This is a genomic window from Roseobacter sp. YIN89 (genome assembly GCF_057219365.1).
Window position 1 is genome coordinate 592998 of the sequence record NZ_JBXVVD010000004.1, and the last position, 12992, is coordinate 605989.

General features: G+C 59.8%; 16 protein-coding genes. 4 read left to right on the forward strand and 12 right to left on the reverse strand.

Annotation, left to right across the window (positions count from 1 at the left end; genetic code table 11):
- Position 1: 1 nt before the first annotated feature.
- From AC2D8V_RS18765 to AC2D8V_RS18790, 6 genes are read right to left on the reverse strand one after another with little or no spacing between them, the layout of a single operon-like run.
- Positions 2-619, reverse strand: a complete 618-nt coding sequence (locus AC2D8V_RS18765) for an MliC family protein (RefSeq protein WP_484735121.1) — start codon at positions 617-619, stop codon at positions 2-4.
- A 60-nt stretch (positions 620-679) separates the two neighbouring features.
- Positions 680-982 (reverse strand): DUF4387 family protein, encoded by a 303-nt coding sequence (locus tag AC2D8V_RS18770; RefSeq protein WP_484735122.1) that lies wholly within the window; start codon positions 980-982, stop codon positions 680-682.
- Positions 975-2330, reverse strand: coding sequence for an acyclic terpene utilization AtuA family protein (locus AC2D8V_RS18775; protein WP_484735123.1), 1356 nt, complete (start codon positions 2328-2330; stop codon positions 975-977). The genes AC2D8V_RS18770 and AC2D8V_RS18775 overlap by 8 nt, the downstream gene beginning before the upstream one ends.
- Positions 2330-3850 carry a tripartite tricarboxylate transporter permease gene (locus AC2D8V_RS18780; protein ID WP_484735124.1) on the reverse strand — a complete coding sequence of 507 codons (1521 nt, stop codon included), beginning with the start codon at positions 3848-3850 and terminating at the stop codon, positions 2330-2332. Before AC2D8V_RS18780 ends, AC2D8V_RS18775 begins: the two co-directional genes overlap by 1 nt.
- 1 nt (position 3851) lies before the next feature.
- Positions 3852-4340, reverse strand: a complete 489-nt coding sequence (locus AC2D8V_RS18785) for a tripartite tricarboxylate transporter TctB family protein (RefSeq protein ID WP_484735125.1) — start codon at positions 4338-4340, stop codon at positions 3852-3854.
- The gene (locus AC2D8V_RS18790) at positions 4340-5308 is read right to left on the reverse strand and encodes a Bug family tripartite tricarboxylate transporter substrate binding protein (RefSeq protein ID WP_484735126.1); all 969 of its coding nucleotides are present in this window, start codon (positions 5306-5308) and stop codon (positions 4340-4342) included. The genes AC2D8V_RS18785 and AC2D8V_RS18790 overlap by 1 nt, the downstream gene beginning before the upstream one ends.
- 101 nt (positions 5309-5409) lie before the next feature.
- Here AC2D8V_RS18790 and AC2D8V_RS18795 point away from each other — a divergent pair, with 101 nt between their 5' ends.
- From AC2D8V_RS18795 to AC2D8V_RS18805, 3 genes are read left to right on the forward strand one after another with little or no spacing between them, the layout of a single operon-like run.
- On the forward strand, positions 5410-6078 hold the full coding sequence (locus AC2D8V_RS18795; protein WP_484735127.1) for a response regulator transcription factor: 669 nt from the start codon (positions 5410-5412) through the stop codon (positions 6076-6078).
- Positions 6075-7448 (forward strand): sensor histidine kinase N-terminal domain-containing protein, encoded by a 1374-nt coding sequence (locus tag AC2D8V_RS18800; RefSeq protein WP_484735128.1) that lies wholly within the window; start codon positions 6075-6077, stop codon positions 7446-7448. Before AC2D8V_RS18795 ends, AC2D8V_RS18800 begins: the two co-directional genes overlap by 4 nt.
- Positions 7418-8443: an ABC transporter substrate-binding protein gene (locus AC2D8V_RS18805; protein ID WP_484735129.1), complete on the forward strand. Its 1026-nt coding sequence runs from the start codon at positions 7418-7420 to the stop codon at positions 8441-8443. Before AC2D8V_RS18800 ends, AC2D8V_RS18805 begins: the two co-directional genes overlap by 31 nt.
- A 12-nt stretch (positions 8444-8455) precedes the next feature.
- Here AC2D8V_RS18805 and rnhA read toward each other — a convergent pair whose 3' ends face one another.
- From rnhA to ispH, 5 genes are all read right to left on the reverse strand, one after another.
- On the reverse strand, positions 8456-8908 hold the full coding sequence (rnhA, locus tag AC2D8V_RS18810; protein ID WP_484735130.1) for a ribonuclease HI: 453 nt from the start codon (positions 8906-8908) through the stop codon (positions 8456-8458).
- Entirely contained in the window at positions 8901-9494 is a 594-nt protein-coding gene (locus AC2D8V_RS18815; protein ID WP_484735131.1) for a class I SAM-dependent methyltransferase, read from the reverse strand. Before AC2D8V_RS18815 ends, rnhA begins: the two co-directional genes overlap by 8 nt.
- Positions 9491-9946 (reverse strand): DUF3429 domain-containing protein, encoded by a 456-nt coding sequence (locus AC2D8V_RS18820; RefSeq protein WP_484735132.1) that lies wholly within the window; start codon positions 9944-9946, stop codon positions 9491-9493. The genes AC2D8V_RS18815 and AC2D8V_RS18820 overlap by 4 nt, the downstream gene beginning before the upstream one ends.
- Positions 9947-10229: 283 nt before the next feature.
- On the reverse strand, positions 10230-10817 hold the full coding sequence (locus AC2D8V_RS18825; protein WP_484735133.1) for a hypothetical protein: 588 nt from the start codon (positions 10815-10817) through the stop codon (positions 10230-10232).
- Positions 10814-11770 (reverse strand): 4-hydroxy-3-methylbut-2-enyl diphosphate reductase, encoded by a 957-nt coding sequence (ispH, locus tag AC2D8V_RS18830; RefSeq protein ID WP_484735134.1) that lies wholly within the window; start codon positions 11768-11770, stop codon positions 10814-10816. The genes AC2D8V_RS18825 and ispH overlap by 4 nt, the downstream gene beginning before the upstream one ends.
- 223 nt (positions 11771-11993) lie before the next feature.
- On the opposite strand from ispH, the gene AC2D8V_RS18835 reads away from it, so the two are divergent.
- Entirely contained in the window at positions 11994-12389 is a 396-nt protein-coding gene (locus tag AC2D8V_RS18835) for a c-type cytochrome (protein WP_484735183.1), read from the forward strand.
- 25 nt (positions 12390-12414) lie between these two features.
- On the opposite strand, the gene AC2D8V_RS18840 is transcribed toward AC2D8V_RS18835, so the two are convergent.
- Entirely contained in the window at positions 12415-12963 is a 549-nt protein-coding gene (locus AC2D8V_RS18840) for a LabA-like NYN domain-containing protein (protein WP_484735135.1), read from the reverse strand.
- Positions 12964-12992: the final 29 nt, after the last annotated feature.

Sequence of the window (12992 nt, forward strand, 5' to 3'; positions counted from 1 at the left end):
TCTATTGCAAAACGCAGGCCATCTCCTTGCCCTCTTCCCAGGCAAACATCGCCTCTGACCCCTTGACCCAGATCGACCGGCCAAAGCTGGCCATATACCGACTGCCCGAACCCATACGCACCTTCGTGCCTGTATCCACGCCGTCGCCATATTCGAGTCGAATACTTGGCAGTTCGGTGTCGAAGAACATGACGGTCACTTCGTCTGCAGGATTGCCGTTACACCCGTAGCGGACCACCTGAGCCGGCTCCTGAAGCATCCAGCGGGCAACGAGGTCTCCCTCGCGCATCAAGTAAGCGTCCGTGACGCAGGTTTTCAGATCCTTGGCTTTCCAGCAGTCGTCGCGCCCTTTAATCCAACCGCGCTGGGTCGCACGCAGGTTCTTTGTGGCCGCGTCTACACCGGCATCTTGCGCGCGGGCGGCCTGCATTGCGGCCTCAAAACGGGTGGCCAGCCGCCTGTCGAGGGCTGCCAGTTTCTTGTCCGCGCAGATCAGTTCTTCGGCGTCGGAACTGGCCTTCAGGCAGTCGAACGAGGGCTGCATCCCATCAGCCGCTGCAGCCTGCGACCAAAGCAAAAGCGTGCAAAGAAAGCCGGCGGCGTGTTGCGAAAGGGTCATCGGTCACCTCCAGGAAAGACTGGCGGAGCGTGCCACGAAAAACCAGACGCGCAAAGGCCTTCAATCGATTTCGAGAGACGCGACCAGCGAGGCCCATGACGCGCCATGCATGTCGCGGTCGTTGATTGCCCCTTGAACCTGCGGGCGGGGCAGGCTGAATTTTACCACGTTGAGGTCGGGGATATCAAAGCGCTTGAGATCCTGCGTGTTGGCGTCAAAGACCTTGGCAACCCGTGCGGTATCAAGCCCGCTGACGAGACGCCCATAGGCCTCTGCAGTGTCGCAGAAAATATCAATTGTCAGCCAGAAGGGGCCCGCGTTTTTCGAGCGCACCTTTGCGGCCACGTCGCGCAATTCAGCCATGCTCGATTACCTCGAGGCGAAACGGTGCCATCGGGTCGTCGACGTGCAACACGTGGTTCAGCGCAAATTCATAGACCAGACCGTGGTGCATTTCAGGCGGTGAGAACAGAAAGGCAAAGGTCGGCTGCTCTTCTTCTGCGGTGAGCGGGTGGTGGAGCAGGTAGGGGTTCAGCATCTTGCCGATCTCTGCCGCCTGCGCTTCGGTCGGGGCGGTGATAATCCCCAGCACACCGATCTCATGGCTTGTCGGCGCTTGGGTTTCCAGTGGGCCGAAGCTGGCGGTGTGGCCGATCAGGCGCAGTTCGAGCGAATAGTCTTCAGAAGCGAGACCCATCCGTGCTTCGATCTTGGCGCAACACTTTGCGGTGATGTCATCCGCCCATGCTTTTGCGTTGGCCACGTAGTGCGGGTCGCGCAAAAGTGCCATGGAAACGGTGCGGTACCCTGCGGGCCGCGCGCCTTCGAGTTTCAGCGTGTAGTCGTCTGACGGGACCCATTCAGACCCTTGGACACGCACCGAGGTGTCGTCCAGAGCGGTGTAGGTCGAATTGGTCACGTCGAGATGGCCACCCGGCTCGTAGAGGATGAACGGGTCGGAATTTTCGTAAAGCATGTGTGCCGACACCGTTTGCGGGCTTGCTTTTGCCCCATCTGCCAGAGGTGTGACCGTGAATCCGGTTTCGTCAAAATCGATCAGGATAACGCCGGATTGCGGGTTCGTCGCGCAAAGCGCGCCACACTCGCCGATCTTTGCCCCATGCCACGCGCCACCGGCATTGCAGCCGTGTTTGAGGGGCAGGGCGGCGATAATCGCGGTGTCGGTCGTGCGCCCCGCGATGACAACGTCTGCACCGGTATCAAGTGCGGCCTGTATCTGCTCTGCGCCTGCCAGAGCGACAATGTTGCTGCAGCTTTTGATGTAATCAGCGTCAATTTCCGGCGCATTGCCCAAAGGTGTGATCCGCCCTGCCGTAAATGCATTGGCCGTTGCATCGGTCATCTGGCCGCTGCGCAGCACCGCAATCCTGATCGGGCGCCCCTGTTCGTCAGCAATCTCGCGGGTGATGTCGAGCATCCAGTCGACTGCGCTGTCGGCACCACAGGTGCCCGCGGTGCCGATAACGAGCGGTACGCCTGCTTCGGCGCGGGCCTCCATCAGACCTGCCCATTCCAGCTTGGTCGAAGAGCGCGCGTATTTTGACATGCCACGACCCAAATAGGCCGGGCCACTGTCGGTGGAGCCGCCGTCGATGGCGATAATGTCGGGCTTTGCGGCGATTCCGCGCCGCAAAGCTTCTTCATCGTAATTCAGGCCCAGAGCGCCGGAAGGGACGAGTACCTTAACCATCAGTCTATCGGCCCGTCTTCCGGATGGCGTGCCGGCTTTTTCAGGATATTGCGCAGGAACATCGGGGCGACAAACCCGGCAATGGCCGCAATCCAGAAGCCAATAGCGATGGGCGATGAGAACAGATACATCGGATCGCCGTCAGACAAGGTCATGGCGCGCCGGAGCGCGTCTTCCATATGACCGCCCAGCAGGATGCCAAGGATTACCGGCACCGTTGGTACATCGAGCTTGCGCAAAAAGTAGCCGAGAATACCAAAGCCGATCATCAACAGCAGGTCAAAGTAGCTTCCCGAGAGCGAGTAGATGCCCACAAAGGAGATCATGGTAACGCCCGGCAGCAAGACCCAAGCAGGCACCGAGAGGATCTTTACGAAGATTTTGACCATAGGCACGTTCATTGCCAGCAGGACAAAGTTGGCGATCAGTAGCGATGCAATGAGCCCCCAGACCACTTCGGGCCGTTCGGTAAAGAGTGTCGGCCCGGGGCTGATGTTCAGCGTCATGAGCAGCGCCAGCAGTACAGCCGTGGTGCCCGATCCCGGAACCCCCAGCGTCAGCATTGGCACCAGCGCGCCACCGGCAGCCGAGTTGTTGCCCGCCTCGGGGGCGGCAATGCCCTTGGGGACACCTGTGCCAAAGCCGCCCTTTTCACCGGCAATGGATTTTTCCGTCATATAGGCCAGAAAAGAGCCGAGCGACGCGCCCGCGCCCGGAAGGATGCCCGCAATGAAACCGACGCCGGAGGCGCGTAACATTGTCCATTTGGTCGACATGATATCGCGCCAGGGGATCGTGACCTTGTCGAGTTTGACGCCGATGGATGACCCTTTGCCGTGGCTTTCGATAAAGAAGAAAACTTCGGCAATCGCGAAGAGCCCCACGATGGCCACAAGAAAATCAATGCCATCGTACAGGTGAAGGTTGCCGCCAGTGAGACGCGGCAGGCCGCTGGAACTGTCGACCCCGATCATGGCGATGCCCAAACCGATACAGGCTGCCAGTGCTGCCTTTGCCTGATTGTTCGATGCCATGCCCCCAAGGGTACAGAATGCCAGCAAGTACAGGGCGAAATACTCTGCCGGGCCGAAAAGGAATGCGACGCGCGCCAGCGATGGCGCCAGCAACATCAGGCCGATGGTGGCCAGCAGCGCACCAACAAAAGAGGCGACCCCAGATAAAACAAGGGCGTCTCCTGCGCGGCCTGCCTTGGCCATGGGATAGCCATCAAGCGTCGTCATCAGGGCAGGCTCGTCCCCCGGTATGTTCAGCAGAATGGATGAAATCCGCCCGCCGTACATTGCGCCGTAATACACGGACGTCATCAGAACGAGGGCCGAGGTTGCATCAAGGCCGAGGGTAAAGGTGATCGGGATCAGGATCGCGACGCCGTTAGATGGCCCCAAGCCGGGCAGCGCGCCAATGATCGTGCCCAGAAAACATCCACAGACAGCGAGGAAAAGCGTGTAGGGCGACAGCGCGACACCGAAACCGATTGCGAGGTTTGCAAGTATGTCCATGTCAGTGTCCTACAAACGGAATGAGGATCGAGATCGCTTCCCACAGCTTGGCCGCTGTCGGAATGCGGTACGCGACGATATTGCCCAGTCCCAATGCGTATTTGAAAAGGACAAACAACCCCAGAGAAAGACCGATGCCCGACAGAACGGCGTTTTTGACATTCGGCGAGATCTGGTAGCTCAGGATGCCGGCGGCAAAGACGGTCGGCAGCAGAAAGCCCAGCGGCGTCAGAAGCACGGCGTAAAGCGCAAGAACGAGCACGGCAATGGCCATGGACACCCACGTGGCGGGGCCTGTCCACTCCGGGTCGGGGTCAGGCTTGAAGATAATCGACAACGAACAAAGCGCGGCTACCCCGCCAATAAGCAGTGGAAACAGCTTGGGCAGGAATTCACCGGAAAAGAAGTTCGTCTGAATCTGAGTGGCAGCCGCGATATACGCGACTGCCGAAATCAGAGTGATCAGACCGAAAATGCGGTCTGAAGCCATTACTGGGTAACCCCCAGTTCTTTGGACAAGCCAGCGATGTCACTGACAAGGCTATCGATGTACGACTGGAAGTCGCCACCAACCTTGGTGAAGGGTGCAAGGCCGTTATCAGCCATTGCTTTGGCCCATTCATCGCTGTCGGCGACCTGCTGCAGTTTGTCTGCCCAGGTGTTGAACTGGTCGTCCGAGATGCCTTTTGGCACGTAAAGACCACGCCAGTTGACCGCTACGACGTCGTAGCCCTGCTCTTTTGCGGTTGGGATATCCTCAAAGCCGGGGACACGCTCGTCAGTGAGCACCGCGATGACACGAATGTCGCCATTGGCCAGAAAGCTGACGACCTCGGACATGTCACCGGTCATCGCCTGGGTGAAGCCACCAACCGTCTGCGTGATCGCGTCTGCACCGCCGTCGACACCGATGTATTTCACCTTGGTGATGTCGGTAAAGCCGCCCTCTTTGAGAACCATCAGTGGTTTCATGTGGTCAAAGCCGCCTACAGCAGAGCCGCCGGCAAAAGCGACAGAACCTGGGTCTGCCTTGATTGCTTCGACAAGGTCGCCGAGGCTTTGATACGGACTGTCCGCCGCCACAACGATAACGCCCGGATCAGCGCCGATTGCGCCGACAAAGCGAACCTGATCGGCTGTCATCCCGGCGTAGGCATTTTGCGCAAGGCGTGTCGTTGTTGCTGTAGATGCGGCAACGATAAGGTCTGCATCATCGCCACGCTCGGTCACGACATTGTTGAACGCAAGCCCGCCGCCCGCGCCTGGCATGTTGGTCACCTGAACAGGTTTGTCCACGGCGCCGATGTCGTACATGATTTTACCGATTTGGCGGCAGGTAAAGTCCCAGCCGCCGCCGGGGTTGGCCGGTGCGATACATTCCGCCGCTGTTGCGGCGCCACCAGCGCTCAGTGTGAGTACGGCGCTCGTCGCGAGCGCCTTGAAAAGGCGTGCTGTCATTGTGTCCTCCCATTTGACAGGCGGGTCTGCACCCGCTTCTTTAGTCACATGACTGTAGGAACCTGACACCAACCTGTCACGAAAGAAGAACAGCCAAAGCCATGAGATTTCTACTGGTCGAAGATAACGCCGATCTGGCCCGTGCCCTGATCGGGCGGTTCGCACTGGCCGGGCATGTGGTGGATCATGCGGCGAGCCTTGATGCCGCTGAGGCGGCGACGCGCACCGTGTCTTACGATCTGATTTTGCTTGATATTATGCTGCCCGACGGCGATGGGCGCAGCTTTCTGCGGCGCCATCGCGAGGCGAATGATCCCACCCCGGTGATTGTCCTGACAGCCCGATCCGAAGTGTCGGATCGGGTTGGTTTGCTCGATCTGGGCGCTGACGACTACATTACCAAACCCTTTGAATTTGCAGAGCTGGAGGCACGGGTCAGGGCGGTTTTACGACGTTTGGGCGGTGCTGCGGACAACAGTCGCGAATTTGCCGGGCTCAGCTTTGATTCGACGACAGGTACAATTTCGGTGGGCGCACAGACAGAACAGTTGCGCAATCGCGAGATGCGACTGCTGGAAGTGTTCTTTGCGGCACCGGGTCAGATTTTTTCCAAGTCTCACCTGATGGACCGCCTGTTTTCCTTTTCTGACGATGTGTCTGAAAACGCCATAGAGGTCTATGTCGGGCGTCTGCGGCGCAAGCTTGGCGGTTCGCAGGCCACAATCGAGACAGTCCGCGGATTGGGGTACCGGTTGGTACGGCGCGAATGACAGTGCGATCTTCCATACGGCGGCGTCTGTTGGTGCAGCTTGCACTTGTAGCAGCCTTGCTGTCTGTTGCGTTCTTCTTGACCGTGCGCGGTGTCGCCAGCGGCGCAACCGAACAGACCCAAGACAATATCCTCGCGGCCTCTGCGACATCGATCGCCGATGCGGTCTACATCGACGACGGAGCGTTGCGGGTGGAAATCCCCTATTCGGCGTTGTCGATGCTGGGCACGGTCAGCGAAGATCGTGTGTTCTATCGGGTGATCGCGGATGAAGAGACGCTGACAGGTTACGAAGATCTGCCAAAGCCTGCGGGCCGCGCGGCACCACGCACACCACTGTTTGATACCTATGAATACCGCGGAGACAAACTGAGGGCGGTGCTTGTCCGGCGCAACCTTTCTGGGGCTGATCAGCCGCGGCGGGTCGAGATCATCGTGGCCCAGACCCGCCTTGGCTTGCAGGCGATTTCGACCCAGATCACGTCCATTGCCACGGCCATCGGTGTCGCATTCTTTCTGGTTGCCACCGCTCTCAGCGCGCTGGCCGCGCAGACGGCTCTGCGCCCGCTTGACCGGCTGGCGGATGCGGTGGCGCGGCGGGGTCCAAAGGATTTGCGCCCGGTTACCGATGCGGCCCCTGTCGAACTTGCGCCGCTGGTCGGGGGGCTTAATGGTTTCATTTCACGTCTGGGTGCCGCGTTGACCCGATCTGAGGACCTGATTGTCGAGGCGGCGCACCGGGTCCGCACGCCTTTGGCGACCGTGCGTACGCAGGCCGAAGTTGTGCACCTGTCGATGGAAAAACCGGAAAACCGGGCGGCACTGCGCCAGATCATCCGTGCTGTAGATGAAAGCTCGCGCTCCGCAGGCCAGCTTCTGGATCATGCAATGGTCACGTTGCGATCCGACCAGTTGGAAACGGAACAGATTGCTCCCGCAGAGCTTTTGCGCGACGTCGTTGCCAGACTGGCGCCAACCGCGGATCTCAAGGACATCACCATCACTCTCGATCTGCCGGATACGCCGCTGCACGTGCAGGGCGACCTGATCCTGTTGCAGAACGCGGTGCGGAATATCCTCGACAATGCCATCAAATACTCACCCGCCGAAACAGAGATCACGGTGCGGCTGGTGCCGGGGTCTGCGTGCCGGTTGGTGTTCTGCGACGAAGGTCGGGGTTTTGCCGCTGATGACCTGACGCGCCTGCCGCTGCGTTTCACGCGTGGTGAAAACGTTGGCGACGTCGTCGGCTCGGGCCTCGGGTTGACCATCGTGGCAGATGTGGCGCGCGCGCATGGCGGCGCATTGGAGATTGCGCAAAACGAAAAGGGAGGCGGCGCATGCGTCACACTTGTCTTGCCATCCTATTGAGCCTTTGGGCGGGCGTTGTTGCAGCCTTTGAGTTGGAAGAACGCCACAAATACCCCGGCGGCGCCGTAGAGTTGCGTATTCTGTCGACCGCGGACCAGCAGGTTTTCGACCCTATCCTGCGTGCGTTTCAGGCGGCCAACCCGCAGTTGACGCTCCAGTACGACGTCGCCAGTTCGGCAGAGGTCATGACTGCGATTTATGACGAAGGGGCCGGCTATGATCTGGTCATATCCTCGGCGATGGATTTGCAGACCAAACTGGCCAATGACGGCTACGCCCAGCCCTATACCTCTGACGCCACGGCGCGCTTGCCGCAGTGGGCGCGCTGGCGTGACAGGGTGTTTGCCTTTACGCAGGAACCGGCGGTTCTGGTCATCAACACCGCCGATTTTGCCGGTATGGACATTCCCCGCAACCGCGCCGGCCTGATTGCCCTGTTGCGGGCGCACCCGGCGGTGTTTCGCGGGCGGATCGGTACGTATGATGCGCGCATTTCCGGTCTGGGATATCTTTTCGCCACACAGGATTCGCGCAACACCGAAAGCTATTGGCAACTGACCGAAGTGATGGGGCGGCTCGATGCGCGGCTTTATTGCTGTTCCGGTGCGATGATCGCGGATGTGGCGCAGGGTGAATTGGCTTTGGCCTATAACGTTCTGGGTTCTTACGCGCGTGCGCGCGCGGCAGAGACCCCGGGTATAGAGGTCGTCGAGATGGAAGATTTCGTCTCGGTCATGCTGCGCTCGGCGCTGATCCCGCGCGGGGCCAGCGGGGCGGCTGAGGCAGGGCGGTTGATCGACTTTCTGGCCGGAATGAGCGCCCGCCCCGAGCTTGCGGCGCAGACGGGCCTGCCACCTGTCGGCCTGCGGGCATCGGAACAGGATGAAACTGTCGTTCGCCCGATCCGTCTGGGGCCGGGCTTACTGGTCTTTCTCGACAAGATGCGGCGGGAAACATTCCTGCGTGCGTGGACGAGTTCTATCCAACAAAACTGATCGCGCGCACCTTTACGGTTTGAAAGGGGCCATGCCCGCCCGCGCCAGCGCGTCGGCACGTTCGTTTTCCGGGTGTCCGGCGTGGCCCTTCACCCATTCCCATGTGACGTCATGCCGTGCATTGGCCGCATCAAGGCGCTGCCACAACTCGGCATTGGCGACGGCTTTCTTGGCTGCGTTCTTCCAGCCATTGCGCTTCCAGCCGTGAATCCAGCCGGTAATCCCGTTTTTGACGTAATTGCTGTCGGTCACGATGGTGATGCGGCTCTCGCGGCTCAGGCTTTCCAGCGCGTTGATCGCGGCCAACAGTTCCATACGGTTGTTTGTTGTCTGCGGCTCCCCGCCTTGCAATTCGCGCTCCTTGATTACCTCGTCTCCATCCATTGCGCGCAGCAACACGCCCCACCCACCGGGGCCGGGATTGCCGGAGCAAGCTCCATCTGTGTAAGCGAATAGCTCAGGCATGGGCGCGCAGACACACCCAGGGCGCATCTTCTCCGGAAAGGCCGGCGTCGATGCCGGTGTTTTGTGCGTCGATTGTGAACCCGGCTGCTGTCAGAAGGCAGGTAAGCTCTTCGACGGTATAGTAGGTATAAAGCCGCCCGAGACTGTCTCGTTCCGCGCCTGTTCCGGTTTTGACGCCGATATGGAATATGCCGCCGGGTTTCAGCGCCTTGTGGATTTGCGCAAGATGCCGCGGCATGTCCGGCCTTGGCGCATGAAGCAGCGAAAAGTTCGCCCAGATCCCGTCGTAGACATCACTGCCCGCCAGATCGTCGAAGCCAGCCTGATGTGCACAAACGCCATCGAACGCATTGGCCAGCGCCACCATCTCGGGCACCGGATCACATGCGGTGACCTTGCATCCTGCCTGTGCCATCAGCGCGGCAAAATGGCCGGGCCCGCAGCCAAGGTCGAGCACGGCGCCCCCGTCAGGAACGGCAGCAATGAAAGCCGCCAGATGCGCATCCTTTGCAGCCAAGGGTGCTATCATTTCTGCATAGTCCTGCGACTTGCGGGCATAGACGGCGAGGGTTTCCTGATCGCTCATAGAAAAACTCCGATCGAAAGGCAGGCAACCACGATGGTGGTGAGTAAAACGCGAAGTTGCATCCACCATGGTGGTGTCAGACCCCACTGCGCAAAGGCAAAATCAAGCGCCAGAAGCCCCAGAAAACCGAAGATGAGGTTCATGCCAGCCGTCGTCGGGCCCCCTCCGGTCATAAAAAAGGCCCAGAGCGCAGGGATAACCGACAGGATATATCCGGTGGCTGCCTGCTGACCCTCTGCTTTGGTGGCAAACCCCCAAAGCACACCGGACATGAATGAAAGAATAACCGACCCGTAGAACAGTTGCACATAAGGTCCGACAAAGCGTGGCCCGAGGTTTTGAGCGCCCCATGCGGCCAGCGGATCGTTCAACAGGGTCGCCGCACCCCAGACAAAGGGGATCAGGCCTGCCAGACCCAGAAGAAGCGGCGCTGTGGGAATACGTGTCGTCATGCGGTGCAAAATGGCGCGCACCGCCCAGAGTGGCAAGGGCGCGCCGCTACTTTGTCATGCGGCCGCTGGCCAGAAGTGACGGTTCAGCAATTCCGAGGATGCTGCGGCCCCTGTGCGCCAGCCGCATTCTCCTGCAAATCGCCTCGGACGCGCTGTTGCCCGGTTCGACCCCGGTAAAAAAGCGCGTAAACCCGAAAACGTCGTGCATGCGATGCATGACCCAAGCGCTCAAACTCAGCGACAAGCCGCGTCCGCGATGGTCTTGAGCGGTTGCCAGCATACCCTACCAGCAAACGGTCCGGCCCTGCGGGTGATCCGGATGCAGATAAGACGCCGCAGCGGCACATGAGGCCACTCTGCCTTCCGGTGTCACAGCCATCGCGCAAGCACCCGGTTGGTATGCGCCGGTGAGCGTCGGTATCTGCGGGGGCAGCACACCACAGTCCAGTGCTGTTTCCCCGAGTGCTGCGCAGAGTGATGTCGGGCTTTCGGGTGTCAGCCATGCCAGCCTGTAAGGCGCGGGTAACTTCGCCTTTTGCGCAAATGCCATAAGCGCATCAATCTCTGAGGTGTCCGTTTCCCAGCGCGCGTAGTGCACGGGTTTGAAACCGTCCCTTGCGACCGCATCGGCAAGAGGTGCAACCGCACTGTCCGGCATATCCGCAATGCTGCTGTTCCCTTGCAGACGGGCCAGCCGATACAGTGTCTCGTGCGAGCCCTGTTCGAGGCTGGCAACACCCACAGTGCGCCCGTAAAACGTCAGGTGCTTCTGGTCGGCCACAAGCGCCTGCAGGTCGGCCCCGCGGCGAAGCAACGCCCGTTGCTCCTCGGTTCCAAAGGGTGTCGGGTCTTTCGGGCTGGCTTGGCTCACGCCGGTTCGCGCAACACGCGGGGGACTTTGAACTCTACGTTCTCAACGGCAGTTTCCACCATTTCGCGGGTGACGTCGAAGCGGTCTTCAAAAGCCGCAATGACCTCGTTGATCAAGACTTCCGGCGCAGAGGCTCCTGCAGTGATGCCGATGCTCTCGATTCCGTCAAGCGCGCGCCAGTCGATATCAGCGGCGCGCTGCACCAGTTGCGCATATGCGCATCCGGCGCGGGCGCCAACCTCGACCAGCCGTTTTGAATTCGACGAATTCGGTGCCCCGACAACCAGCATGGCATCGCATTTCGGCGCCATCGCCTTTACCGCTTCCTGCCGGTTTGTTGTCGCGTAGCAGATATCTTCTTTGTGGGGGCCGACTATTTTGGGAAACCGCGCCTGAAGCGCGGCGACGACATCCGCGGTGTCATCCACGCTCAACGTCGTCTGTGTCACATAGGCGAGCCGGTCGGGGTCGCGGACATCGACGGTTGCTACGTCTTCGGGGGTCTCGACCAGCAAAACTTCTCCGGGCGGCAGCTGGCCCATGGTGCCGATGGTTTCGGGGTGTCCGGCATGGCCGATCATCACCATTTGCAGGCCGTTGTCGGCGTGACGCTGTGCCTCGATATGTACCTTGCTGACCAGCGGGCAGGTCGCATCGACGTAGACCATTTCACGCGCCTGCGCGGCGGCGGGCACGGATTTCGGCACGCCATGTGCCGAGAATATGACGGGCCGGTCATCCGGGCATTCCGTCAACTCTTCGACAAAGACAGCGCCCTTGTTGCGCAGCCCGTCAACGACGAATTTGTTGTGTACGATTTCGTGGCGCACGTAGACCGGTGCGCCCCACTTTTCCAAAGCCATCTCAACGATCTTGATGGCGCGATCCACACCCGCGCAAAAGCCGCGCGGTGCTGCTAGGTAAAGGGTCAATTGTGGTTTGGCGTCAGTCATGCTCAGCCCTATCTGCTTGACCAAGACCTATGATGTTTGGCGCGCTGCGTCCAGTATCAGACAGTCCTCACGGATACGTGAATAGACCTTCCGCCTGCTGGAGGCTGTAGCACATGCAAAACCACGAGGGAGAGACGCGGTGAAATTGATTTTGAGTGGCCTTGCAACAGTCGTGATCATCGGCATTGGGGTGGTCTTGTTCACCGACGACGCGTTTGGCTTTTTGGGGCAATCCGGGGGCCAGTTTCTGGCTTATGAAGACCCTGAGGTAATTGCTCTGGGCAAAGCGGTCTACGCGGACCAATGCGCCAGTTGCCACGGCGCCGATCTCGGCGGGCAGGAAAACTGGCGGGACAGGGGCGACGACGGTCTGTTACCTGCGCCGCCGCATGATGCGTCCGGCCACACCTGGCATCACCCGGATGCGCAGCTTATCGATATTACCACACGCGGCACTGCTGCCGTTGTCGGGCGGGGGTATCAAAGCAACATGCCCGGGTATGCCGAGATTTTGAGTGAGGACGAGATCAAAGCCGCCCTGGCCTACATCAAAAGCACGTGGCCGGCAGATGTCATTGCAACGCACAACGAAATCAATCTTCGCTACGCGACGCAATGATGTCGATTTGGGGGTCGGCTTTTCGCTAGCTCGCCTCGGGGATTTCTCTGGGCGGGCGGCCAATCACGTCCTTGAGTTCATCAAGTTCGATAAAGTTGTCTGCCTGACGGCGCAACTCGTCGGAGATCATGGGGGGCTGGCTGCGGATGGTAGATACAACTGACACCCGAACGCCGGAACGCTGAAGGCTCTCGATCAGGGGCCGGAAATCGCCATCTCCGGAAAACAGCACAATGTGATCGATGCGCGGCGCGAGTTCCATCGCGTCTACGGTCAGTTCAATGTCCATGTTGCCCTTGACCTTACGGCGTCCCATGCTGTCGGTGTATTCCTTGGCAGGCTTGGTCACCATGGTGAAGCCATTGTAGTTCAGCCAATCGACCAGCGGACGGATCGGGGAATACTCGTCGTTTTCCAGCAACGCGGTGTAGTAAAATGCGCGCAACAGTTTCCCGCGGCGCATGAATTCCTGCCGCAACAGTTTGTAGTCGATATCAAACCCGAGGGACTTTGCCGCGGCGTACAGATTCGATCCGTCGATGAACAGCGCAAGCCGTTCGTCCTTGTAAAACATCAAAGTTCCCTTTCGATTGCGCCGGACGC